22 protein-coding genes are annotated in these 23,708 nt (G+C 69.1%); 16 read left to right on the top strand and 6 right to left on the bottom strand.

Annotated elements, in window-relative coordinates:
- Positions 1-83 precede the first annotated feature (83 nt).
- Both ACFQGD_RS20700 and ileS read left to right on the top strand, forming a co-directional pair.
- The gene (locus tag ACFQGD_RS20700) at positions 84-689 is read left to right on the top strand and encodes a hypothetical protein (protein WP_390221088.1); all 606 of its coding nucleotides are present in this window, start codon (positions 84-86) and stop codon (positions 687-689) included.
- A 309-nt stretch (positions 690-998) separates the two neighbouring features.
- Entirely contained in the window at positions 999-4,148 is a 3,150-nt protein-coding gene (gene ileS / locus ACFQGD_RS20695; RefSeq protein WP_345397247.1) for an isoleucine--tRNA ligase, read from the top strand.
- A 64-nt stretch (positions 4,149-4,212) separates the two neighbouring features.
- On the opposite strand, the gene ACFQGD_RS20690 is transcribed toward ileS, so the two are convergent.
- Positions 4,213-4,680, bottom strand: coding sequence for a hypothetical protein (locus ACFQGD_RS20690; protein ID WP_345397244.1), 468 nt, complete (start codon positions 4,678-4,680; stop codon positions 4,213-4,215).
- A 203-nt stretch (positions 4,681-4,883) separates the two neighbouring features.
- Here ACFQGD_RS20690 and ACFQGD_RS20685 point away from each other — a divergent pair, with 203 nt between their 5' ends.
- From ACFQGD_RS20685 to ACFQGD_RS20670, 4 genes are all read left to right on the top strand, one after another.
- Positions 4,884-5,354 carry a hypothetical protein gene (locus ACFQGD_RS20685; RefSeq protein WP_345397241.1) on the top strand — a complete coding sequence of 157 codons (471 nt, stop codon included), beginning with the start codon at positions 4,884-4,886 and terminating at the stop codon, positions 5,352-5,354.
- Positions 5,355-5,428: 74 nt separating this feature from the next.
- On the top strand, positions 5,429-6,907 hold the full coding sequence (locus tag ACFQGD_RS20680; RefSeq protein ID WP_345397238.1) for a potassium/proton antiporter: 1,479 nt from the start codon (positions 5,429-5,431) through the stop codon (positions 6,905-6,907).
- Between the two features lie 79 nt (positions 6,908-6,986).
- The gene (lspA, locus tag ACFQGD_RS20675) at positions 6,987-7,529 is read left to right on the top strand and encodes a signal peptidase II (RefSeq protein WP_345397234.1); all 543 of its coding nucleotides are present in this window, start codon (positions 6,987-6,989) and stop codon (positions 7,527-7,529) included.
- Positions 7,526-8,452 carry an RluA family pseudouridine synthase gene (locus ACFQGD_RS20670; RefSeq protein ID WP_345397231.1) on the top strand — a complete coding sequence of 309 codons (927 nt, stop codon included), beginning with the start codon at positions 7,526-7,528 and terminating at the stop codon, positions 8,450-8,452. The genes lspA and ACFQGD_RS20670 overlap by 4 nt, the downstream gene beginning before the upstream one ends.
- A gap of 12 nt (positions 8,453-8,464) precedes the next feature.
- Here ACFQGD_RS20670 and ACFQGD_RS20665 read toward each other — a convergent pair whose 3' ends face one another.
- The gene (locus tag ACFQGD_RS20665; protein WP_345397228.1) at positions 8,465-9,499 is read right to left on the bottom strand and encodes an AsnC family protein; all 1,035 of its coding nucleotides are present in this window, start codon (positions 9,497-9,499) and stop codon (positions 8,465-8,467) included.
- A 52-nt stretch (positions 9,500-9,551) separates the two neighbouring features.
- On the opposite strand from ACFQGD_RS20665, the gene ACFQGD_RS20660 reads away from it, so the two are divergent.
- Together ACFQGD_RS20660 and ACFQGD_RS20655 are read left to right on the top strand one after the other, a co-directional pair.
- Complete coding sequence (locus ACFQGD_RS20660; RefSeq protein WP_345397225.1) at positions 9,552-11,264, top strand: DUF885 domain-containing protein; 1,713 nt, start codon at positions 9,552-9,554, stop codon at positions 11,262-11,264.
- Entirely contained in the window at positions 11,261-12,937 is a 1,677-nt protein-coding gene (locus ACFQGD_RS20655) for a DUF885 domain-containing protein (RefSeq protein ID WP_345397222.1), read from the top strand. Before ACFQGD_RS20660 ends, ACFQGD_RS20655 begins: the two co-directional genes overlap by 4 nt.
- A gap of 3 nt (positions 12,938-12,940) precedes the next feature.
- Here ACFQGD_RS20655 and ACFQGD_RS20650 read toward each other — a convergent pair whose 3' ends face one another.
- A complete protein-coding gene (locus ACFQGD_RS20650; protein WP_345397219.1) occupies positions 12,941-13,576 on the bottom strand; it encodes an LmeA family phospholipid-binding protein in 636 nt (211 codons plus the stop codon).
- 124 nt (positions 13,577-13,700) lie between these two features.
- Positions 13,701-15,506, bottom strand: coding sequence for an AMP-dependent synthetase/ligase (locus tag ACFQGD_RS20645; RefSeq protein WP_345397216.1), 1,806 nt, complete (start codon positions 15,504-15,506; stop codon positions 13,701-13,703).
- 137 nt (positions 15,507-15,643) lie between these two features.
- Between ACFQGD_RS20645 and ACFQGD_RS20640 the strand changes: the two genes are divergently transcribed.
- The 7 genes from ACFQGD_RS20640 (at position 15,644) to ACFQGD_RS20610 (ending at position 20,970) form a co-directional block, all read left to right on the top strand.
- Positions 15,644-16,057 carry a polyketide cyclase / dehydrase and lipid transport gene (locus tag ACFQGD_RS20640; protein ID WP_345397870.1) on the top strand — a complete coding sequence of 138 codons (414 nt, stop codon included), beginning with the start codon at positions 15,644-15,646 and terminating at the stop codon, positions 16,055-16,057.
- Between the two features lie 74 nt (positions 16,058-16,131).
- Entirely contained in the window at positions 16,132-16,920 is a 789-nt protein-coding gene (locus ACFQGD_RS20635; protein ID WP_345397213.1) for a metallophosphoesterase family protein, read from the top strand.
- Between the two features lie 54 nt (positions 16,921-16,974).
- A complete protein-coding gene (locus tag ACFQGD_RS20630) occupies positions 16,975-17,418 on the top strand; it encodes an SRPBCC family protein (RefSeq protein ID WP_345397867.1) in 444 nt (147 codons plus the stop codon).
- Position 17,419: 1 nt separating this feature from the next.
- A complete protein-coding gene (locus tag ACFQGD_RS20625) occupies positions 17,420-18,580 on the top strand; it encodes an ArsA family ATPase (protein WP_345397210.1) in 1,161 nt (386 codons plus the stop codon).
- Complete coding sequence (locus ACFQGD_RS20620) at positions 18,577-19,137, top strand: hypothetical protein (protein WP_345397207.1); 561 nt, start codon at positions 18,577-18,579, stop codon at positions 19,135-19,137. The genes ACFQGD_RS20625 and ACFQGD_RS20620 overlap by 4 nt, the downstream gene beginning before the upstream one ends.
- Complete coding sequence (locus ACFQGD_RS20615; protein ID WP_345397864.1) at positions 19,134-20,090, top strand: ROK family protein; 957 nt, start codon at positions 19,134-19,136, stop codon at positions 20,088-20,090. The genes ACFQGD_RS20620 and ACFQGD_RS20615 overlap by 4 nt, the downstream gene beginning before the upstream one ends.
- Before the next feature lie 4 nt (positions 20,091-20,094).
- Entirely contained in the window at positions 20,095-20,970 is an 876-nt protein-coding gene (locus ACFQGD_RS20610; RefSeq protein ID WP_345397203.1) for an NUDIX domain-containing protein, read from the top strand.
- 95 nt (positions 20,971-21,065) lie between these two features.
- Here ACFQGD_RS20610 and ACFQGD_RS20605 read toward each other — a convergent pair whose 3' ends face one another.
- Complete coding sequence (locus ACFQGD_RS20605) at positions 21,066-21,977, bottom strand: pseudouridine-5'-phosphate glycosidase (RefSeq protein WP_345397200.1); 912 nt, start codon at positions 21,975-21,977, stop codon at positions 21,066-21,068.
- Between the two features lie 169 nt (positions 21,978-22,146).
- Between ACFQGD_RS20605 and ACFQGD_RS20600 the strand changes: the two genes are divergently transcribed.
- Positions 22,147-22,401, top strand: a complete 255-nt coding sequence (locus ACFQGD_RS20600; protein ID WP_345397197.1) for a DUF3039 domain-containing protein — start codon at positions 22,147-22,149, stop codon at positions 22,399-22,401.
- Here ACFQGD_RS20600 and ACFQGD_RS20595 read toward each other — a convergent pair.
- A complete protein-coding gene (locus ACFQGD_RS20595; protein WP_345397194.1) occupies positions 22,362-23,546 on the bottom strand; it encodes a YhjD/YihY/BrkB family envelope integrity protein in 1,185 nt (394 codons plus the stop codon). The genes ACFQGD_RS20600 and ACFQGD_RS20595 overlap by 40 nt on opposite strands.
- Positions 23,547-23,708 lie beyond the last annotated feature (162 nt).

Raw genomic sequence — 23,708 nt, 5'->3', positions numbered from 1 at the left:
CCTTCTCCGGCCATTCGCGGCGGGCCGTCGCACACCCGGGTGTCACGGGTCCGCCCGCGTCGTCTCGTGTGATGTAATTCGTCGTGCTTTCTCTCGTGTTGATCTTGGTGCTGGCGGCGCTGGGGCTGCTGGTTACCGCCCTGATCACCGCGTCGTCGCTATGGGCGTGGCTGTCCATCGGTGCGTCGGCGCTCGCCGCGGTCGCCTTGTTCCTCGACTGGCTGCGCAGACGGAGTGCGCAGCGCAAGGCCGCCCGCGAGGCGGTGGCGTCCGATACCGCCGAGGAGGCTGGCGAGGACACTGAGACCGCCGTTGCCGAGGGTGACGCCGAGGCCGAGGCAGCGTCGGATGGCGCCGCCGCCGAGCAGCCCGAGACCGCGGAGCCCACGCCGGAACCCGCGACACCTCGGCACGACCCGCACACTCCGCCCGGCGAAGAGGACACCGACGCGGCCGATCTGCTACTTGTGTCCGAACTCGACGATCAGGTGCTGGTCATCGACGAGCAGCCCCGCTACCACTTGCCAGAGTGCGGTTGGCTGGTCGACAAGGACACGATCCCGATCCCGGTGTCCGAGGCTCGCGAACTCGGCTTCACCCCGTGCGCCCGTTGCGGTCCCGACACGTCGCTGGTCGCCCGCGCGAGGAAGAAACGGAAGCGCTCGTCGGGCAAGCTCGGCCGAGAGTAAATGCCGCTAGCGTCCGTTGGTTGGACCCTCGGAACAACGCGGTTGCCCGGCGGCGTTAACCTAGAGTCACCACGGCATCGATCCGGCCATCACCGGGGAGCCATCCGGAAGAACGGGCCGCCGTCTGGCGGCCTTACTAGACCCGGACGGGAGCGGCCCGTCACAGCCGCACGATGAGAGGTCCGCGGCCAGGTGCGCGGACAAGCGGGGTGGTACCGCGGAGCGCACGCCAGCAGGCGTGCGCGTCGTCCCCGAGTGGCGATCAGTGACGATCACATGCGAGCACGACACCCGCGAGGAGCACGACCCATGCCGTACCCGAAGGTCAGCCACGGCGGCGCTGACGCCGTTCCCGCGCAGCCGTCCTTCCCTACGCTCGAACAGGATGTGCTGGCGTACTGGTCGAAGGACAACACGTTCGAGGCCAGCGTCGAGTCGCGCGAGCCGGGCGAGAACGGCGCCAATGAGTTCGTGTTCTACGACGGCCCGCCGTTCGCCAACGGCCTGCCGCACTACGGTCACCTGCTGACCGGCTACGTCAAGGACGTCGTGCCGCGCTACAAGACCATGCGCGGGCGCAGGGTGGAGCGCCGGTTCGGCTGGGATTGCCACGGCCTGCCCGCCGAGGTCGAGGCCGAGAAGCAGCTTGGTATCAAGCACAAGAACGAGATCGAGGAGATGGGCGTCGCCGCGTTCAACGACGCCTGCCGCACTAGCGTGCTGCGCTACACCGGCGAGTGGGAGGAGTACGTCACCCGTCAGGCCCGTTGGGTCGACTTCAGCAACGACTACAAGACGCTCGATCTCGACTACATGGAAAGCGTCATGTGGGCGTTCAAGTCGTTGTGGAACAAGGGTTTGGTCTACGAGGGCTTCCGGGTGCTCTGGTACTGCTGGCGCTGCGAGACGCCGTTGTCCAACACCGAGACCAAAATGGACGACGTTTACCGGCAGCGGCAGGACCCGGCCGTCACCGTCGGGCTGCGGGTGAACTCGGACAACCCTGACCTGGACGGCGCTCGGGCGTTGGTCTGGACGACGACACCGTGGACGCTCCCGTCGAACCTCGCCGCCGCCGTGCACCCCGAGGTGTCCTACGTCGTGGTGCGTGGTTCGGACGGTGAGCGCTACCTGCTCGCCGAGGCGCGGGTCGCTGGCTACGCGCGGGAACTGGGCGAGAATCCGGAGGTGCTGGCCCGCTTCGTCGGCACCGACCTCTTCGGCACCCGCTACACGCCGCCGTTCGACTTCTTCGCCGGTCAGCAGCCGAACGCGCACCAGATCCTGCTCGCCGACTACGTCACCACCGAGGACGGCACCGGCCTCGTCCACATCGCACCCGCCTACGGCGAGGAGGACAAGGTCGTCACTGACGCCGCCGGGATCGACGTCGTGACCCCGGTGAACGCGCGCGGCGAGTTCGACGCGCAGGTACCGCCGTACGAGGGTTTGAACATCTTCGACGCCAACCCACAGATCATCGCCGACCTCAAGCAGGACGGCGCGCTGCTGCGGCACGCCACCTACGATCACCCGTATCCGCACTGCTGGCGCTGCGACAACCCGTTGATGCAGCGCGCGGTGTCGTCCTGGTTCGTCGCTGTCACCAAGTTCCGCGACCGGATGGTCGAGCTGAATCAGCAAATCAACTGGGTGCCCAGCTACATCCGCGACGGGCAGTTCGGCCGGTGGCTGGAGAACGCCCGCGACTGGGGTATCTCGCGCAACCGGTTCTGGGGCTCGCCGATTCCCGTGTGGGTTTCGGATGACCCGGAGTACCCGCGCGTCGACGTCTACGGCTCGCTGGACGAACTGGAGCGTGACTTCGGCGTGCGTCCGACCGACTTGCACCGGCCGCACATCGACGAGCTGACCCGTCCCAACCCGGATGACCCGACCGGCAAGTCCACGATGCGCCGGGTTCCGGAGGTGCTGGACTGCTGGTTCGAGTCGGGGTCGATGCCGTTCGCGCAGGTGCACTATCCGTTCGAGAACGCCGACTGGTTCGAGCACCATTACCCGGGCGACTTCATCGTCGAGTACAACGGGCAGACCCGCGGCTGGTTCTACACGCTGCACGTGCTGGCCACGGCGTTGTTCGACCGCCCTGCGTTCCGCAACTGCGTCGTGCACGGCATCGTGCTGGGCGACGACGGGCAGAAGATGTCCAAGTCGCTGAAGAACTACCCGGACGTCAACGAGGTGTTCGCCCGCGACGGGGCGGACGCGATGCGCTGGTTCCTGATGGCGAGCCCCATCCTGCGTGGCGGCGACCTGATCGTGACCGAGCGCGGCATCCGCGACGCGGTACGGCAAGCCGTGCTGCCGCTGTGGAACTCGTACTACTTCCTCGCGCTGTACGCCAACGCCGAGGGCGTCGAGGGCAAGGTCCGCACGGACAGCACTCACGTCCTGGACCGCTACATCCTCGCCAAGACAAACGAACTGGTCACCGATGTCGAGTCCGCGATGGACGCCTACGACATCGCTGGGGCGTGCGGAACCGTGCGGGACTTCCTCGAAGTGCTCACTAACTGGTACGTGCGGCGTTCGCGTGATCGGTTCTGGGCAGGCGAGCCCGACGCGATCGACACGCTGCACACGGTGCTGGAAGTGACCTGCAGGGTGGTCGCGCCGCTGCTGCCGCTGACGGCGGAGGCGGTCTGGCGTGGGCTGACCGGCGGGCGCTCGGTGCACCTGGCTGACTGGCCGCACATCGACGAGCTGCCCAGCGACTCCGCGCTGGTCTCCGCGATGGACCGGGTGCGGCAGGTGGCCTCGTGCGCGCTCGCGCTGCGCAAGGCGAACACACTGCGGGTGCGGCTGCCGCTGTCGCGGCTGCTGGTCGCCGCCGAGGACGCCGACCGGCTGCGTGACTTCGCCGACATCATCCGCGACGAGGTCAACGTCAAGGCGGTCGAGCTCACCACGGACGTCGCCGAGCACGGCGGCTTCGAGATCGTCGTCAACGCCCGCGCCGCGGGGCCGCGGCTGGGCAAGGACGTGCAGCGGGTGATCAAGGCGGTCAAGGCGGGGGAGTGGTCCACCACCCCGGAAGGTGGTGTCGTCGCGGCGGGCATCGAGCTGCGCGAGGGCGAGTACGACCGCAAGCTGGTGTCGAAGGACCCCGGCGCCGCTGAGGCACTGCCTGGTGGGTCGGGTCTGGTCATCCTGGACACCGACGTCACGCCGGAGCTCGCCGCCGAGGGCATCGCCCGCGACTTGCTTCGCGTGGTGCAGCAGGCGCGCCGTGACGCGGGGCTGGACGTGTCTGACCGGATCACGCTCACCGTGGATGCCCCTGGGGAGGTCGTGGCCGCGGCCAAGGCGCACGAACGGTTCTTGGCGAGCGAGGCACTGGCACACGAGGTCTCCTACGGGGCCATCGAGGACGCCGAGGCGTTCCAGGGCAGCGTGGGGGACGGCGTCAAGGCCCGCGTGCGGGTGGCGAAGGTCTGACAGCGCTACTTGGGCTGGCCCCGGGTGCCGGGGCCAGCTCCGACGTGCTGCTCGCGCAGCCGGGTCAGGTCAGCCAGTCAACGGTGTCGAGTTCCGTGGTGAACGGCACCTCGCGCCAGAACGTCGTGTCGACAGCACTGTCCGAGGCCTCCCATCGGATGACCACCTCGGCGCTGTCCACCACCCGCCGGAGTGAGCGCTTGCCTTCCTCATCGCCGTCGCAGAGCTGTGCGCCCTTACCCTGAACACAGGTGAAGATCACCGATGTCTGCTCACCTTCGATGAGGGAGATCGTGAACTCCCGGACGCCGACGTGACCGTCAGCGGACCGAGAACTGGACACATCGAGCATCTGATAGCCGCTGGGTAGCCGTTCCGGCACCAGCATTGGGACCCCAGCCCCCTGAGCTTCCTGCTCCAAGGTGACCCGATCGACGCCGATCTCGACAGCGTCATCCTCGGCGGGGTTCACGCACGCCGTGAGGGCGGGCGACAGGAGTAGGGCAGTAGCGAAGCGGGTTCGCGTTCTCATCGGCATAGCAGCATGTTCCTCGTGGATGGGGTGGGCGCCGTTCCGGACTATCTGGGCCGAAGCGGCGCCCACCAGGCTTAGACCCTGCCGCCTGGGCGGCGACCGTCGCGTACCGGCGATTCATCGACATCACTCGGCGCAGGAAACGGACTCGCGACCTGGTCGCGCTGGCCTTCTGCCCGTTCCGATGGTCGCGGAGCATCGTGACGGGACCGATCTCGCTGGCCTGCGTCGCCGTGGCCGTGGGTTTGGGCGTGGTCATCATTCCGGGTGACTCGCTGTCCGAATCGCGCGCGCCAGAACCGGAGCGAGTCAAAGGGACGCATTCCGGGACGCGGGCCGACGCCGTCCAGGAAAGCCACGACGGACTCACTCGGCAGCGTGACGCGCCGAGTGAACCCGGGCAGCGGTCCGGCCAGGCCGGTTCTACCGCGGGAGCGGTACGGGAGCTACCGCACCAGCGGCCTGTCCCGGTCACCGTTCCCCGTCATATCGACGACGTCAGCGGCCCGCCACTCGCGTCGCCGGAGGACGTCACAGAAGGTCCCGCGTCGACCGAACGCCTTGCGGCCGTTGCCGGTGAGGGCGAAGAAGCCGTGAGCAAGGGCGACGCGGCCGTGATCGCACCGTCGCCTCCCACAGAGGTGGCTACTGTCCCGCTGACGCGCCGCTGATCACAAGAACGAGCCGCTGACGACCTCATCGGCGAGAATGTGGGCCGAACAGCAGGCGTGACGGGGAGGTGTGGGTGGAGCAGCTCCCGATCATCCTCGGGCTCGGCGCAGCCGTGTTGCTCGCGGCCGTCGTCGCCGTCCGGGTGTCCATCACGCTCGGCTTCCCATCGCTGGTGCTCTACCTCGGCATCGGTGTCCTGCTAGGCGAGGCAGGGGTCGGCCTGCGGTTCGACGACCCAGAGCTGACGCAGGCGCTCGGCATCGCCGCGCTGGTCATGATCCTTACTGAAGGTGGGCTCACGACGCGCTGGCGCGACGTGCGGCCGTCACTGGGCCCGGGGATCGCGCTGTCGACATTGTCGGTTGGCGTCAGCGTCGCGGTGATCGGTGCGGCGATGCACCTGCTGCTCGGGTTGGACTGGCGGATCGCGCTGCTGTGGGGCGCGGTGCTGTCGTCCACCGACGCCGCCGCCGTCTTCAGCGTGCTACGGGGCGCGGGCATCAGCAGGCGGCTCGGCGGCACGCTGGAGTTGGAGTCCGGTCTCAACGACGCCCCGGTCTACATCCTGGTGGTGCTGCTGGCCCTCGGTGAACCGATGACCTGGCTGTTCCCCGTGAAGTTGCTCTATCAGCTCGCGGTGGGTGGTCTGATCGGTGTCGGGCTCGGCTGGGTTGGCGCGTGGACGCTCCGGCGCGCCGCGTTGCCGGCGACTGGCCTGTATCCGCTGGCCACCGTCGCGGTGTGTGTGCTGGCGTTCGCGTGCGGTCAGCTCGCGGAGGCGTCTGGTTTGCTCGCGACGTATCTGTCCGCCCTTGTGCTCGGCAACGCCCGGCTGCCGCACCGCTCGGACACCGTGTCGTTCGCCGAGGGGCTGGGGTGGCTCGCGCAAATCGGATTGTTCGTGATGCTCGGCGTGTTCGCCTCGCCGGAGCGGCTGCTGGACGCGATCGTGCCCGGCCTGGTCACCGGCGCGGTGCTGCTCCTGCTGGCACGGCCGCTGTCGGTGGTGCTCGCGCTGGTGCCGTTTCGAGTGCCGTTGCGGGAACAGGTGTTCGTGTCCTGGGCGGGACTGCGGGGTGCGGTGCCGATCGTGCTGGCCTCGATCCCGCTCGCGCAAGGCATCGACGGCGCCGTCCGGCTGGTGGACACGGTGTTCGTGCTGGTCATCGTATTCACCCTGGTGCAGGGCGCGACCATGACGCCGTTGGTGCGGGTACTCGGGCTTGCCGAGCGGGCCGAGCCTCGGGAGCTTGAGGTGGACGCGGCGCCGCTGGACGAGCTGGGTGCCGAGCTGCTGCAGGTCAGGATCCAGCCTGGCTCACGGTTGCACGGCGTCTATCTGGCGGAGCTGCGGCTGCCGAAGGGCGCGTCGGTGAGTCTGATCGTGCGGTCCGGTAAGGGGTTCACACCGCAGGACACCACCCGGCTGCAGGAGCGTGACCAGCTGCTGGTGGTCACGACGGCGCGGGTACGCGACGCTGCGGAGCGTCGCATCAGAGCCGTCGACCGGGCGGGCAGGCTCGCGCGCTGGAAGGGCGAGACCGGCGGCTGAACCGGGCCCGAGCCGTAGATGCGGGCGGGTGGGGTGGCCGGGCGCTGCCGAGCGACGTCACGTAGTGGACAATGGCGGAGTGAACACCGAGCAGCTACCTCAGCGCAGGGGCGGTCTCGTCGCCCTGATCGCGCTGATCGTCCTCGCGCTCGACCTCGCGACGAAGATTCTCGCGGTCGCTGTGCTCGAGGGGCAAGAACCCGTCCGCATTCTCGGCGGCGCCGTGTACTTGCAGTTGCTGCGCAACCCTGGCGCGGCGTTCTCGATGGCGACCGGGATGACGTGGCTGCTCGCCATCATCGCCATCATCGTCGTTGGGGCGATCATTTGGATCGCGCCCAAGCTGCGTTCGACGGGCTGGGCGATCGGCCTCGCACTAGTGCTCGCTGGCGCGCTCGGCAACCTCGTCGACCGGATCTTCCGCGCACCCGGCGTCCTGCAGGGCCATGTCGTCGACTTCGTCTCGGTGTTCGCACCAAACGGCGAAGTGTGGCCGGTGTTCAACGTCGCTGACTCCGCCATCGTCTGCGGCGGCATTCTGATCGTGGTGCTTACCCTGCTCGGCAGGGAATTCGACGGCACGGTGAGCAAGCGACGCAAGCAGTCGGTGGCGGAGGAATGAGCGTGCGGATGCTGCCGGTGCCTGACGGCCTCGACGGCATGCGCGTCGACGCGGGCCTCGCGAAGCTTCTTGGGTTGTCCCGTACTGCCGTGGCCGAGCTGGCAACGGCGGGCGACGTCCTGCTCGACGGTGCCCCGGCGGGCAAGTCGGATCGGCTCAGCGCGGGTGGGCTGCTCGAGGTGACGCTGCCGGAACCCGAACGTGCGGAGCCGGTGGCCGCGGTGCCGGTCGACGGCCTGCGCGTGCTGCATGAGGACGATCACATCGTCGTCGTGGACAAGCCGATCGGTGTCGCGGTCCATCCCAGCCCCGGGTGGACCGGGCCGACGGTCATAGGTGGGCTCGCCGCCGCCGGCGTCCGGATCTCGACGTCAGGCGCCGCCGAGCGGAAGGGCGTCGTGCACCGGTTGGACGTGGGCACCACTGGGGTCATGGTCGTCGCCAAGAGTGAGCACGCCTACAGCGTGTTGAAGCGCGCGTTCAAGGAACGCACCGTCGACAAGGGGTACCACGCGTTGGTGCAGGGGCACCCCGACCCGAGCAAGGGCACCATCGACGCCCCGATCGACCGCCATCCCAAGCACGACTACAAGTTCGCCGTTGTCGCCGGTGGGCGAGAGAGCGTCACCCACTACGAACTGATCGAGGCATTCCGCGCGGCGTCACTGGTGCGAGTGAAGCTGGAGACCGGTCGGACCCACCAGATCCGAGTGCATTTCGCGGCGCTGCGCCATCCCTGTGCCGGGGATCTCACCTACGGTGCTGATCCGGCGTTGGCGCGTCGGCTGGGGCTCGCGCGACAGTGGCTGCACGCCCGCTCGCTCGGTTTCGCCCATCCGGAGGATGGTCGCTGGGTGGAGTTCGTCGCGGAGTACCCGGACGACCTGGCCGCCGCGCTGGAGCGGTTACGCGCGGAGCGCTGAGGTGCCGACGGGCTACTCCGCGAGCGACCACGTCAGCGTTCGGTCGTCCGGTTCGGGGCGGGGACTCCAGCGCACCGCCCGCACCATGGTGGTTTCCGGGAGCACGTAGACCGTGTGCCCGCCGAGCGTCTCGCCGGGCTGGACACCGATCCGGTGCGGCGGCCGTGACGTCAGCGACACCGCGGCCTTGCCGATCGGAACGCCGTCGTCAGTGAGCAGTTCGAGATAGTTGTCCGGTAGTGAGGCGAACGGGGTCTGCCCGATGTTGGTGATCTCGGTGTGGACGACGACGGCGCGTTCCCCCTCGTCGAGCCGGTATCCCGCCGCGCCGAACAGGTAGTCGGCTGGGTCCTGCACTTCCAGCAATTGCAGCTGGAGCCGTTCGCCTTCGAGGCCCTGGCTTTCAAGCGTGTCCCCGATCCGGCCGGTGCGTGGTGTGTTAGCGGCGGCTGGCGCGGCGGGCGGCTGGTCGCCCCGCGCCCATGACGCTGTCTGGGGCGGTCCCCAGGTGCTGATCACCGGGTCGGCAGGCGCGGAGACGTGTGGTCCCGACGTGGACGGCGACGCGGCCGTGGGCGCGCCCTGCATGGCGTACGGCCCGGACGGCGTGCCGTGGGGCGGATGTGTCCCGGCTTGCGGCGCGGGGTGAACCCCCGACGGTGGCACCGCGTGCGGCCCAGAGGTGGTCGGCTGCCGCGGCATCTGCCCGGGGGTTGGATACGGCCCGCTCGGCGCGCCCCGCACCGGCTGCGCGCCTGATGGCGGACCAGACGACACGCCCGGCTGCGGGCCTGGTGGTGGGCCGTACGGTCCCGAGGGCGCGGCGGACGGCCCCGCGGCGCCACCGCTGAGCGCCGACCGCAACGCCTGGACGTCGCATTCCACCCCGACCAGCAGCGGCAGTCCGCTGCCGGAGAGCGTGACCAGCCGGTAGGCGACATCGCGGGGATCCATCCCCAACCATGCGGCAAGCTCGTGTACCGGCGCCTTGCCTCGTTCGGCGAGTGCGGCGAGCAGTCGCGCGTCGTTCGGATCCGTTATGGCCACACGCCAAACGCTACCGCGTGGAACCGACGGCATGTTGGATAGGCTGACCGCCATGCACGATACGGGCACGAACACGGACGGAGAGCGACGAGACGTCGCGCAGGTGGCTGATCAGCTTCTGGACGTGCGGTTCGCGGCGAATCCGCTGCTGCCCGCGCTGCTCGGCGTCGACAACACGCGGGCCGGGCTTGGCGACATCAGCGAGGACGACGAGCGGCGCACGGCCGCCGCCACCGAGGGCGTCCTCGCACGGGCGAAGGCGATCGATCCGGACGGTCTGAGTCAGCAGGATGCCGTCACCCGCGACGTCGTCATCGCGCTGGCAAGCAGCCACCTTGACGAGGCAGCGTTGAAGCTGGCGGAGTTCACCATCACCGACCTGTTCGTCGCACCCGCGTCGGGACTGTTGACGGTGTTGCCGATGCTCACGGTGTCGGACACGGCTTCCGCGGACGCGTATCTGAACCGGCTCCGCGCGATTCCCGCGTACCTGGATGCCGCGTTGGAACGGCACCGGGCGGGGGTAGCGTCCGGCAGGGTCGGCGTCGCGCACCTGGTCACCGCGGCGATCGACCACATCGACCGGCACCTCGCCGCACCGGAGGCCGACCCACTGCTGCGTCCGCGGGCGCCGGAAGACCTCGCCGAGAAGTTCGGCGCCGACCGGGAGCGCATCCTCCGCGATGTGGTGCGACCCGCCTTCGCCGCCTACCGCGACGGGCTCGCCGCCGATATCGCGCCGCACGGCCGTCCCGCCGACAAGCCGGGGTTGTGCTGGCTGCCCGACGGCGACGCCAGCTACGCCGCGCTCGCGCGCGTGCACACCACCACCGACCGCACCCCGGACGAGCTGCACCAGACCGGGCTCGAGCTGATCGCAGGGCTGGCCGAGGAGTACGCCGAGATCGGCGAGCGCGTGTTCGGTACGCGCTCGCCGGCCGAGATTTTCGAGCGGTTGCGCACCGACCCCGAGCTGCGGTGGTCCAGTGCGGAGGAACTGCTCGACACCGCGCGGACGACGATCGAGCGCGCCGCGGCCGAGGCGCCCCGCTGGTTCGGCACCATCCCGGAGCAGCCGTGGACCGTCGAGCCGGTACCGGAGGCCGCCGCGCCGGGCGCGCCCGCCGCCTACTACCTGATGCCGTCGAGTGACGGTTCCCGGCCTGGCACCTACTTCGCGAACACCTACGAGGTCACCGAACGGTTCCGGCAAACCGCGGAGGTGACCGCGTTCCATGAGGCGATTCCAGGACATCACTTCCAGATCAGCCTCGCGCAGGGGCTGACGGACTTGCCCTTGCTGCGCCGGATAGGGGGCTTCACCGCGTACTCCGAGGGTTGGGGGCTCTACACAGAGCGGCTGGCGCACGAGATGGGGCTCTACTCCGGCGACGTGCCGCTGCTCGGCATGCTCAGCATGGACTCGATGCGCGCGGGCAGGCTCGTCGTGGACACCGGTTTGCACGCCAAGGGTTGGAGCCGCCAGCAGGCGGTTGACTACCTGCGGGACAACACGCCGATGCCGCTCGCCGAGATCGAATCCGAAGTGGACCGCTACATCGCGTATCCCGGTCAGGCGTTGGCCTACATGGTCGGCAGGCTGGAGATCCAGCGGTTGCGGGCCGCCGCCGAGCGCGAGCTTGGCGATGCCTTCGACATCAAGGGGTTCCACGACACCGTGCTAGGCAGTGGTGCGGTGCCGCTCGGGGTGCTCGAGAAGTTGGTCACCGATTGGACGGATGGTGAGGCGCGGCGCGGCGCATGAGTGAGATCACCGAGCTCGCCGACGAATTGGTCGCCGCCCGCTTCGAGGCGTATCCCTTCGAGGCGTCGCTACTCGGGCTGCCAGGCCCGCACCACCGGTTGACCGACTACCGCGAACATCCCAGGGAGCGCACCCGGGACCACATGTTCGCGCTGGCGCGTGCCGCGACGGACGTCGATCCGGCCACGCTGGACGAGTCGGACCGGGTGACCAGGGAACTGATCGTCCAGCAGGCGTTCGCGCTCGCCGCCGAGATCGACGTCCGGCTGGAGGAGTTCTCGGTCAGCGACGGGCTCTCGGCGCCCGCGCTGTGGCCGTTACTGGCGTTGCCGCTGATCTCGTTGTCCGACGACGAGATGGCCGAGGGTTTCCTTGCCCGGTTGGACTCGCTACCGACGTACTTGGCGACGTTGTCCGAGCGGCAACGAGACGGCGTCGCGCGGGGCCTCGCGCCGCCAGCGTTCCTGGTCAGGGCAGGTATCGGGTTCATCGACCGCTACCTGCGCGGGCAGGACGACGACCCGCTGCGCGCGATCCGGCCGCCACGGCGGGACGCGAGGTTCGCCGCCCGGAGGGACCTGCTGATCGACACCGCCGTACGGCCGGCGTACGGGCACTATCGTGACTTCCTCGCGTACGAGTTGCTGCCCAAAGCGCGGGATGACGGCCAGTCCGGGCTGTGGTGGCAGCCCGACGGCGAGCAGCGCTACCAGGCGCTCGCCGCCGTGCACACGACGACCGAGCACACTCCGGAGGAATTGCACCAGACCGGGCTGGAGCTGCTGGAGAAGCTGTCCGCCGAATACGCCACGGTGGGCGCGCGGGTATTCGGTACGCGGTCTCAGGCGGAGATCTTCCATCGGCTCCGGCACGATCCCGCGTTGCGGTGGTCCAGCGGCGAGGAACTGCTCAGCTCCGCACGGCGGGCCATCGCGCGTGCGGAGGGTGTCGCGGCGCGCTGGTTCGGTCGGGTGCCGTCGGAGCGGGTCGTCGTTCAGCCGGTGCCCGCCGCTGAGGCTGAGGGTGGCTCGCTGGCGTACTACACGCCGCCGTCGTTGGACGGCGCTCGGCCAGGAACCTACTTCGCGAATACTCTCGACGCGACGCGGCGCTGTCGCCACCTGTCCGAAGCGATCGCGTTCCACGAGGCCGTTCCTGGGCACCACTTCCAGATCACGACGGCGCTCGGGTTGGAGAAGCTGCCGTTGCTGCGGCGTATCGCGGACATCAACGCCTACGCCGAGGGGTGGGGCCTTTACGCGGAGCGGCTGGCCGACGAGATGGGACTGTACTCCGGGGATTTGGCGCGGCTCGGCATGTTGAGCCAGGAGTCGATGCGCGCGGCACGGCTCGTCGTCGACACCGGGCTACACGCCTACGGCTGGAGCAGGCGGCGCGCGGTCGCGTTCCTCACCGAGCACACTCCGATGCCCGCCGTGGAGATCGAGTCCGAGGTGGATCGTTACGCGGGGGTACCAGCCCAGGCGCTCTCGTACATGGTGGGAAGGCTGGAGCTGCAGCGGATGCGGAGCCAAGCGGAACAGGCGCTCGGCGCCGCTTTCGACATCCGGGAGTTCCACGATGTCGTGCTCGGCGGCGGCCCGTTGCCGATGCCGATCCTGAACACCGTCGTGGCGGACTGGGCACACCGCAAGGCACGGGCGGCGGTGTGAGCGTCAGGTCGCGTTCGCGCTGTTCAAGTCAGCAGTACCCGACACCACCACGTGCCCGTCGTGGAGCTGCAACCGCTCGATGGCGGCATTGGCGGGTAGCTCCGGCAGGTCGAACGTCAACCCGAACCGGGTGAGCTGCTCCAGCCCGCTACGCACCGGCAACTGCGGCATGTCGATGTCGATGCCGATCAGGTCCAGCAAGGGCACCTTCGCCGGAGCTGACGGCGCGACAACGAGCTTGCTGTCGTTGAGGCTGACCGATGTGTAGATCGGGATGCCGGCGACGGTGTGGAAGGTGAACCCGCGCCGGGTCACCGACAGCCGGTCCACTCCTGGCGGCAGCGGCACCAGGGTGCTGAGCTGGTCCTGGGTGAGCGTCGCGGCGAACGTCGTCTCGCCGACGTCGAGCGCGGGTCCGCGCAGCGAGAACCGTACCCGGACATCCTCGGCGACCAGGTCGAGCCGAGCGAGGACGATGTCGGTGTCCTCGATTGGCACGCCCGTCGCCCGCATTTCCACTCGCTCGACGCGCCGGGTGAACGCCGACCGTGCCAGGCTGCGCGGCGGCGGGTCGAACGCCACGCTCTCCGCGCGCAGCAGTGTGATCACGGCCGTGCGGATGTGCTCGAAGGTGCTCATGGCCAGCGCTCACCTAGCCAGCTGGGGTCCCGATGGTCGTCCCGGAACCGGACATCTCGGACGTCGCCGCGACGGGCGGGCGGCTCATCGGAGTATAGCCGCGCCGCCGCCGTGCTGGCCGGGCTCAGGACTGGTACAGCCGCTCGATCGTGTCGGCGTAGTGCTCGCCGACGACGTTGCGCTTGAGTTTCAGGCTCGGTGTGATCTCGCCCGCCGCCTCGGTGAAGTCCTCCGGCAGCACGGTGAATTTCCGAATCGCCTCTGCCTGCGACACGAAGGTGTTCGCCTCGTCGACGGCGGCCTGCACGTCCGCTCGCAGGTCGGGATCGTCGGCCAGGTCGGCCACGGTCGCCTCAGCCGGCTTGCCCTGCTGTTCCTTCCAGGTCGGGAAGAACTCCTCGTCGATGGTGACCAGCGCGGCGATGAACGGCCGCTGGTCACCGACCACCATGGCCTGGCTGATCAGCGGCTTCGACTTCAGCGTGTCCTCCAGTCCAGAGGGCGCCACGTTCTTGCCGCCCGCGGTGACGATGATCTCCTTCTTCCTGCCGGTGATCGACAGGAAGCCGTCGTCGTCGATCGATCCGAGGTCACCCGTGTGGAACCAGCCATCCTCCAGCGCCTCGGCGGTGGCCTCCTCGTTCTGCCAGTAGCCGCCGAACACGACGTCACCCTTGAGTAGGATCTCGCCGTCCTCCGCGATCCGTGCGGACGTGCCCGCGACCGGCTTGCCCACGGTGCCGATCTTGATGGCGCCCTCGGTGTTGACCGCGGCGGCCGCCGACGTCTCGGTGAGCCCGTAGCCCTCATACACCGTGACGCCGATGCCCCGGAAGAAGTGCGCCAGCCTGCTGCCCAGCGGCGCGCCACCGGACACCGCACCAAGGCAGCGACCACCCAGCGCCGCGCGCAGCTTGCTGTAGACCAGCTTGTCGAAGATCGCATGTTTGATCTTGAGCCCCACCGGCAGCGGGAACGTGTCCAGCCGCTCGCTGTAGGCGATGGCGGTTCGCTCGGCCGCGTCGAAGATCTTTCCCTTGCCCTCGGAGTGCGCCTTGAGTTTCGCGCTGTTGTAGACCTTCTCGAAGACCCTCGGCACCGCGACGACGGCGCTAGGTCGGAACTGGGCGAGGTCGTCCAGCAATGTCTTCGGGTCCGGCGTGTGACCGACCGTGACTCGCGAGTACACCGCCATCAGCGCGATCGCGCGGGCCAGGATGTGCGCGAGCGGCAGGAACACCAGCATCGAGTTGCCCTCGGCTAGCAACCTCGGCAGCGCGGCCACGCAGGCACGGATCTCGGCGAGCAGGTTGCGGTGGGTGAGTGCGACGCCCTTCGGGCGGCCAGTCGTGCCCGATGTGTAGACGATCGTGGCGAGGTCGTCCGCGCCGACCGAACGGCGCCGCTCGTGTGCGGTGTCATCGCTGACGTCGACGCCGAGCTCGGTGAGTGCGGTCACGGCGGGGGTCGCGGAGCCCGAGCCCTCGATCTGCCAGATGTTGTCCAGGTCGCCGAGCTTGCCCGCTACCTCATCGACGCGCGCGCGGTGCTCGTCGGTCTCCACGATCACGGCCTTCGCCCCGGAGTTCGACAGGATCCAGGCGATCTGGTCCGGCGAGGACGTCTCGTACACCGGCACCGTCACACCGCCCGCCGTCCAGATGGCGAAGTCCAGCAGCGTCCACTCGTAGCGTGTCTTGGCGACGAGGCCGACCCGGTCGCCGGTATTGATACCCGCGGCGATGAGGCCCTTCGCCACGCGGAGCACCTCCGCCGCGTAGTCACGCGCCGTGACGTCGTGCCAGGCGCCGTCGACCTGACGGCGGAAGCTGACGACGTCGCCGTGTCGCTCGGCGTGCGCCCAAATGACGTCGGTGAGGTTCTCCTCAGCCGAGATGTCCGGGGCGGACGCAGCGGTGTACTCGCGCACGATGACAACCTCTCTTACGACACCGGTTACCTCGGGGTAACTCTAACGGTGGCCCGATTTCGGGGGCCATGCCGGATGCCTCGACCCGGCGGCGTGAGATTCTTCAGGCCGTGACCGTATTATCTGACCAGGTGAGTATTCCCGCAGTTCCGGCGATCGATCTCGTGGACGAGACATTCCTCGCCGTGCCGCCCTCGACGGTCGCCGCCGCGTTCGCCGACCCACGTTCGTGGTCGCGCTACTGGCCCGACCTCGTGCTGAAGGTGTACCGCGACCGGGGTGACGAGGGCATGCGCTGGACGGTACGCGGAGCCCTCGTCGGCACCATGGAGGTCTGGTGCGAGGCGATGCTGGACGGCACGTTGCTGCACTACTTTCTGCGCGCCACGCCCGCAGACACCGCTGGTAACCCGCTCGATCTACCCCCGCGTCAGCTCGCCCGCGAGTACGACGCGCGGGCACGGGCGGCCAAGTCGATCGCGCTCGGACTGAAGGACGCCTTGGAAGACGGCCGCCAGCCGGGCGTGCCACCGTCGGTCGTGAGTGGCTAGCGGTGTTCTCACCCGGCTAACCACTCACGACCGATGCTGTCGTGCTAACACCGACCAGCGAGGGGACAACCGCAGTGCGCGTACACGTCGTGTCCGATGTCCATGGCAACGCCGACGCCCTCGCCAGGGCGGGGGACGGCGCCGACGCCCTCGTCGTCCTCGGTGACCTCATCGACTTCGTCGACTACCACCAGCACGAGAAGGGGATCCTCGGCAGGCTGTTCGGCGCCGAGAAGGTGAAGGTGTTCGCCGACCTGCGCCGTTCCGGTGATCGCGAGGCGACCATCGCGTACTCGCGCGAGCTGTGGGGCAGCCTCGACGAGGCCGCTGCCCGGGTCGAGGAAGCGATCCGGGAGCAGTATGCCGAACTGTTCGGTGCCATGACCGCGCCTACCTATGCCACTCCGGGCAACGTGGACGCACCGTGGCTGTGGCCGGAGTTCGCGGGCGGCGAGATCCACGTTCTCGACGGTGACGTCGCCAAGATCGGCGGGCTGCGCTTCGGCTTTGTCGGCGGCTCGCTGCGCCCTGACAACGCGCCCCTCCGCACCTCGTCGGCGTGGACGCCGTACCTGCGATCGCACGACGAGTTCGCCGAGGCGGTCGCCGGGCTCGGCCAGATCGACGTCCTGTGCAGCCATATCCCGCCGGACATACCCGAGTTGACCTACGACGTCGTCACCAAACGCTCCGAGGCGGGCGCGCCAAGCCTGCGTGATGCCATCGAGCGGGAGCGACCGCGTTGGTCGTTGTTCGGCCACGTGCACCAGCCGCTGGCGGAGCGGCTGCGCATCGGCGGGACGGAGTGCTGCAACGCAGGGCACTTCAAGCTGCGCGAACGCCCGTTGGTGCTCCGGTGGTGACACATGGGACCCGTCGTTCTGGCGGTGTCGGGCGATGCGGCTACCCTCATGGGCATGGCCGACGAGTCCACTCAGTCGATCGTCGTCGACGCCCCACCAGACCAGATCATGGCGGTGATCGCCGATCTGGAGTCTTATCCTGAGTGGGCGAAGGCGGTGCGGTCCACCGAGATCCTGGAACGCGATGCGAACGGCCAGGCGCACCGGGTCACGTTCACCCTCGACGCTGGGCCGGTCAAGGACGTCTACACGCTGGAGTACGACTGGGCGCCGGACGGGCTCAGCGTCAGCTGGCACCTGGTCAAGGGGCAGATGCAGAAGGCGCAGCGGGGCCGCTACGAACTCACCCCGCTCGACGACGGCCAGACCGAGGTGACCTACACCCTGTCGGTGGAACTCGCGTTGCCGATGATCGGCCAGCTGCGGCGCAAGGCGGAAAAGATGATCATGGACATCGCGTTGAAGGAGCTGAAGCGGCGCGCGGAGAGTGGTCTTTAGCGTGCGGCTGGTGTTGTTCACCGGAAAGGGAGGGGTCGGCAAGACCACGCTGGCCGCCGCCACCGGGGCCACGCTGGCCACACAGGGCAAGCGGACGCTCGTCGTTTCAACTGACCCCGCGCACTCACTCGCCGACGCCTACGGAATGCGGCTCGGTCCCGAACCGACCGAAGTAGACAGACGACTGGACGCGGTGCAGATCGACAGCCGCTCGCTGGCCGACAGCGCGTGGCAGCGGCTGCGCGGTCAGCTCGGTCACGCGCTGTCCGGTATCGGCGTTGACGCGCTGGACGCGGCGGAGCTGACCGTGCTGCCCGGCGTTGACGACTTGCTGGCCCTCGGTGAGGTGCGGCGCCTCACCGCGACCAAGCACTGGCACGCCGTCGTCGTCGACTGCGGCCCCACCGCTGAGACACTGCGGCTGTTCGCGCTGCCCGAAGCCGTCGCGGGCTACCTGCGCCGCGTGTACGGGTGGCAACCGGTGTCCTCCCGCGCGCGGGCGTTGAGCGGCGCGGCGGCGTCGGTGATGGAGCTGGGGAACCACCTCGAGTCGTTGCGCGCGATGCTCACCGACCGCGAGGTCACCACGGTGCGGCTGGTGCTCACTCCGGAACGCATGGTCGTCGCCGAGACCCGCCGCACGCTGACCGCGCTCGCACTGCGGGGGATCCGCGTCGACGGCATCGTGGCGAACCGTCTTATGCCCGCCGCTGGCCTGTGGCGTGGCGGCGCGGCATCGTGGCTGCGGGAACGTAGGGCGCAGCAGGAGGCCGTGCTCGCCGAGGCTGGTGCGGCGGGGTTGTCCGGCGTGCGGTTGGTTGAGCACCGAGCGGCCGAGCCGGTCGGGCTCGACGCGCTTGCCGAGATCGCCAAGGAACTCTACGGTGGCGGGGACCCGCTGGCGGGCGAAGCCGACGACGTCGCCCCTATGCTGCGCATCACCGAGTCCGACGAGGGCTATCGGCTGCGGATCTCGCTGCCGCTCGCCCCGGACGCCGACGTTGACCTGGCGCGCATCGACGACGATCTGGCCATCACCATCGACGGGTTCCGCAGACTGGTCGCGCTGCCACGACTGTTGCGGCCGTGCGAGGTGATCGGCGCGGAGACCGACGCCGACGGTCTGGTGGTACTGCTGACGGACCCAGGAGGCCAGGCATGACCGAGCGAACCGAGCGGGCCTCGGCCAACGAGGCCGTCGCCAACCTCGGCACGGAAATCATGCTGCTCGTGGAGATGATCGTGGAGCACGCCGCGCCATGGCTGGACGGGCTCGTCGCGGCGGGACACACCGGCGGGCTGTTCGGTGGCGACTCCGCCGCTTCGGACGACGAGGCAGCCACCGAGCACGGGACGTCGCAATACGACTGTGGCTGGTGTCCGCTGTGCGCCGTGGTGAGCATGGCACGCGGTAATCAGCCGGAGTTCTCCGCGCGAGCGATCGAGCAACTCGCGCAGTTGGTCGGCGTGCTGCGGGCCGTGCTGGCCGATCGCTGGTATCCGGGCGAGGGTATCCACATGCCCGGCGTGCCACGGACGGAACGGCAGGACGGCGGACCGACCTGGACCGCTACCCGGCCAGGTGCGGCGGCGCGCGCCACCGCACCCACGCGCCCTGCCACTGGCCGCGCCAGTGGTTCCCGTGCTCAGCGGATCACCGTGCGTAAGGCCGCGTCCACGCAGCCGTCCGAGCCCGCCGATCAACGGGAGACGTTCTGAACGCGGTCGGCATCGATGTCGGCGGCACCAGTCTGCGCGCGGGTGTCGTCGACGAGCACGGCGCTGTGATCGACACCGTCCTCGCGCCTACCCCGGACGACGCCGACGCGCTGGAGTCGGCGATCGCGCACGCCGTCGACGAGCTGCGACAGCGGCACCCGGTTACCGCGGTCGGTCTCGCCGTCGCGGGGTTCGTCGCCGTCGACCGCAACACCGTGCGTTACGCGCCGCATCTGCCATGGCGGGACGCGGCTGTCGCCGACCGCGTCGCCGCGCGGATCGGGTTGCCGGTGACGCTCGAACACGACGCCAACGCCGCCGCTGTCGCCGAGTACACCTACGGCGCGGCGCGTGGCGCGGGAGTGGTGGTGCTGGTAGCGATCGGCACCGGGATCGGTGGTGCGCTGTTGCAGGACGGCACGGTGTTCCACGGTGCCCACGGCGTCGGTCCGGAGCTGGGGCATCTGCGGCTCGTGCCAGGCGGACGTGCGTGTTCGTGCGGTAAGCACGGTTGCTGGGAGCGCTACTGCAGCGGTACGGCGCTCGCCACGACGGCACTGGAACTGCTTGCCAGGCACGAAACGTCGTCAACCGTGCTGGCGCGCGAGTTCGCGGACGATTACAGCGCGCTGACCGGACGCCGGGTGGCCGCGGCCGCGCGGGAGGGCGACGTCGTCGCCAAGCAGGCCATGGCCCAGCTGGCGACGTGGCTCGGCGAGGGTCTTGCTTTGGTGGCCGATGTCTATGACCCGGAACTGATCGTCATCGCGGGCGGCGTGTCGGAGTCCGCTCCGCTGTTCCTCGACGACGCGCGCGAACACTACGCCTCGGTGCTAACCGGGGCGGGGCATCGGCCGCTCGCGCGGATCAGGACGGCCCAACTCGGTGGTGACGCGGGTATCGTCGGCGCCGCGACACTGGCGGCGGCCGCCGCCGACGATATGCGAGGCTAGCGTCGTGCTTCTCGGTGACGGTGACGGGTTCGTGCGGTGCGCGTGCGGCAATGTGCACTGGGGCACCAACGGTGCGGCGGGGCTGTTGCTGTCCGATCCTGAGCGCGGTGTCCTGCTGCAGCGCAGGGCCTGGTGGGTGCACCACGGCCGAACCTGGGCGTTGCCGGGCGGGGCGTTGCGCAGCGCGGAGACGGCCGAACAGGCGGCGATACGGGAGGCAGAGGAAGAGGCCGCTGTGCCCGCGTACGCGGTGCGGCTCACGGCGACCTCCGTGGTCGATCACGGCACTTGGCGTTACACCACGGTGCTCGCCTCGGTGCGACGCGCGATCGACGCGCGTGCGGCGAACTCGGAAAGCACCGGGATGCGGTGGGTGCCGCCACACGAAGTGGCTGATTACCCGTTACACCGCGACTTCGCACGTGCGTGGCCCGCGTTGCGGGAACACGTGGGCAGGCAGCTGGTGCTGGTCGTGGACGCCGCCAACGTGGTGGGTTCGGTGCCGGATGGCTGGTGGCGCGACCGCGCCGGTGCCGCCGAGCGGCTGCGCGACCGCCTCGCCGTCCTCGCGGCTGACGGCATACCCGGCGGAGAGGACGGCATCCCGGGCAGCGAGCGGTGGTGCTGGCTGCCGCGCATCGTGCTGGTCGTCGAGGGTGCCGCGCGCGGCACGGCCAGCGTGGAGGGTGTCGAGGTCGTCGCCGCCGAGCGCGACGGTGACACCACCATCGTCGACGTCACCCGGCAGGCGCTGGCGGATGCGCCGGATGACCACGTGCTGGTCGCCACCGCTGATCGTGAGTTGCGCGCCCGTGTGGAAGCCGAAGGTGCGCGCCCCTTGGGGCCATCCGCGCTGCTGGCGCTCCTCCCGCCCCCTTGAGCGCCGTGTCCCCCGTTCCCGACGTTGTGTCCCTCCTTCCTGACGCTCCGAACGCCGTACGGCGCAGTCGCGGCGTCCGTGAGTCATCTCAGCCACTATCTCGACAGCGTGACCGCCACTTGGGCGGCGAGCTTGGCGTTGGCCAGCACGAGTGCTTCGTTGGTGGCTACGCTCGCCCCGCCGCTGGCCGTGTGGAAGTGCTCCAGCAGCACGGGGGTGACGTCCGAGCCGGACACGCCCGCCTCCCGCAACCGGTCCAGCCCCTCCGCGAGCAGCCGGTCGTGTAGCGCACGGTCCATCTCGTGCTCGGGCGGCACCGGGTTGGCGAGCACGATCCCGGACGTCGCGTGCTCGCGGTGGGCGCGCACGGTGGCCGCGACATCGTGGGGATCATCGACACGCCACGGCACCCGGTGCCCCGACGAGCGTAGGTAGAACGCGGGGAAGTCGTCGGTGCGGTAGCCGAGCACCGGCACCGACCGTGCCTCCAACACTTCGAGCGTGGCCGCGATGTCGAGCACCGACTTCACTCCGGAACACACCACAAAGATCGGCGTTGCCGCGAGGACGCCGAGGTCCGCCGAGACATCCCACGTCGCGGCGTCACCGGGTGCTGGCAGGTGAACGCCGCCGAGTCCGCCGGTCGCGAACACGCCGATGCCCGCACGGTGCGCCAGCACGCTGGTAGCCGCGACGGTCGTCGCACCGGAACGACCAAGCGCGATTGCGGGACCGAGGTCTCGCGCACTGAGCTTGGTCAGCGCTGGACCTTCGGCGCAGACACGGTCAAGTTGATCAGCGGAGAGGCCCACCGTAGGTGTGCCATCGAGAACGGCGATTGTGGCAGGAACGCCACCTTCCGCCCGAATCGCGTCGCCGAGCTGCTGCGCGAGCGCGCGGTTCCGGCCGCTCGGCAAGCCGTGGGCGAGCAGCGTCGATTCCAGCGCGACGACCGGACGTGCGGCGGCGAGTGCGTCCGCCACCTCCGGCGCGATCGAGAAAGCCATGCCTCGCATCGTGCCGAAACGCGCCAACGCGCTCGCCACCGGGCGGAAATGCCGAACACAACGGCAGGAATGTCAGACACGGTGTCGGGAACGTCGGACACAACGTCGGGAACGTCGGACACGGTGGCGTGGGTGGGGGACACGGCTGGGCTTGAGGCAAAATGGAGGCGTGAGTACTCAGGTTCTTCCCGATGTCGATACGCGGCCGGAAGGTACGGACGTCACCGACGACGACTCGCCGGAGATGTTCCACTACGTGAAGAAGAACAAGATCGCCGAAAGCGCGGTCATGGGCAACTTCGTGGTGGCGCTCTGCGGTGAGACGTTCCCGGTGACGAAGTCGGCCAAGCCCGGCTCGCCGGTGTGCCCGGAGTGCGAGAAGATCTACAAGGGCTTGCCACCCGGCGGCGACGACAACGATTGAGCCCGCGCGTCCGGGTTCGCGCTGGGCGTCACCGGCGCGGACCCCGCCCCGGGCTTCGTGGCTGTGGGACGGTCATCCTCGCCGTCCCGCGCTGGCGGTTGCCCGTCGCCAGCGCGAGACGGGTCGCGGTCAGACTGGCCATCGTGAGATTCGCCACGAGACCGCTCGCCGCGCGAGTCTCCCTCTGGATGGAGCGCGCGATTCGCCCGCTCCAGCTCCAGTCGCCGCCACTTGCGTTGCTGTCTGCGGGTCGGCTTGGCTGGCCATAGCTCCTCGATGGCGGCGTTGAAGTACGCCCCGCCGACCACGGCGAGTCCGATGAAGAACAGGAACAACAGGAACGCCACGGGCGTGGCCAGCGCGCCGTAGGTGTAGCCGGTCGCCGAGATCCCGCCAAGGTAGAACCGGAGCCCGGCACTGGTCAGCAGGAAAATCGCCATCGCGAGGATCGCGCCGGGCACACCCCTGTGCCAGGGCAGCTTGCGCGGTAGTGCCACCTTGTACAGGGTGGCGAGCGCGACGACGAGCAGCACACCGAGGGTGGGGTAGTACAGCACCCGCACCCAGAAACCGATCATGTCCTGCCAGGACTCCGGGAAGAACCGGGGCAGCAGGTCGGGCCCGATGGCGATCAGCGGCAGCCCGACGATCAGCAGCACGAGACTGCCGATGTAGAGCAGCAGGGCGAAGAGCCGCTGCCACACCTCGTTGCGGATGCCGTGCTGATCGTGCGCCACCGTGATGGCGTCAACGAACGATGACATCGCCGAGGACCCCGCCCACAGCGCGATCACGAAGCCCACCGAGGCGATGGCCCCCTTGCCTTCGGTGAGCATGCCCTCAACGGTCGGTTTGACCATGTTCTCGACGACCTCGGCGCTGAACGCCTTATCGCTGAAGCTGATGATCTGCTCACTGGCGCGTGCCGCGACGCGGTGGCCGAACCAGTCGCTGACGTATCCGAGCAGGCCTAACAGCCCGAGCATGAGTGGCGCCAGGGACAGCGCTTGCCAGAACGCGGCTTCCGCGGACTCGGAGAAGATGTTGCCGCGCCAGGCTTTGCTCAGGGTACGCCCGATCAGGCGCAACGGTCCTTTCCTCGGCCGCTCGCCCCTGGGGCCCGTCGCGTTGTCGTGAGCAGTCATGTCACTTCCCAGCATGGTCTATTTCCGTGATTTTGGCTTGTCGCTCGCGTGGTGTGTCTCTGTGCCCGGTCACCCGCACCCGCCAGGTACCCTCAACGGGCGCCCTCACCGCGTGCCGCGACGCTTGCGGCATGGCTCTCGTGTGGGCGCATTCGTCTGTCC

Origin of the sequence: Haloechinothrix salitolerans (assembly GCF_042662605.1) — a bacterium.
GTDB classification, from domain to species: Bacteria; Actinomycetota; Actinomycetes; order Mycobacteriales; family Pseudonocardiaceae; genus Haloechinothrix_A; species Haloechinothrix_A salitolerans.
Note: the sequence above shows the minus strand (reverse complement) of the source record. Positions and strands in the feature narration are given on the sequence as shown.

Coding starts and splice junctions, on each gene's coding strand:
- ACFQGD_RS20620 (WP_345397207.1), top strand. CDS start 18,577: ATGACCGAGCGAACCGAGCGGGCCTCGGCCAACGAGGCCGTCGCCAAC.
- ACFQGD_RS20660 (WP_345397225.1), top strand. CDS start 9,552: ATGCACGATACGGGCACGAACACGGACGGAGAGCGACGAGACGTCGCG.
- ACFQGD_RS20605 (WP_345397200.1), bottom strand. CDS start 21,977: ATGGCTTTCTCGATCGCGCCGGAGGTGGCGGACGCACTCGCCGCCGCA.
- ACFQGD_RS20650 (WP_345397219.1), bottom strand. CDS start 13,576: ATGAGCACCTTCGAGCACATCCGCACGGCCGTGATCACACTGCTGCGC.
- ACFQGD_RS20655 (WP_345397222.1), top strand. CDS start 11,261: ATGAGTGAGATCACCGAGCTCGCCGACGAATTGGTCGCCGCCCGCTTC.
- ACFQGD_RS20595 (WP_345397194.1), bottom strand. CDS start 23,546: ATGACTGCTCACGACAACGCGACGGGCCCCAGGGGCGAGCGGCCGAGG.
- ACFQGD_RS20630 (WP_345397867.1), top strand. CDS start 16,975: ATGGCCGACGAGTCCACTCAGTCGATCGTCGTCGACGCCCCACCAGAC.
- ACFQGD_RS20670 (WP_345397231.1), top strand. CDS start 7,526: ATGAGCGTGCGGATGCTGCCGGTGCCTGACGGCCTCGACGGCATGCGC.
- ileS (WP_345397247.1), top strand. CDS start 999: ATGCCGTACCCGAAGGTCAGCCACGGCGGCGCTGACGCCGTTCCCGCG.
- ACFQGD_RS20690 (WP_345397244.1), bottom strand. CDS start 4,680: ATGAGAACGCGAACCCGCTTCGCTACTGCCCTACTCCTGTCGCCCGCC.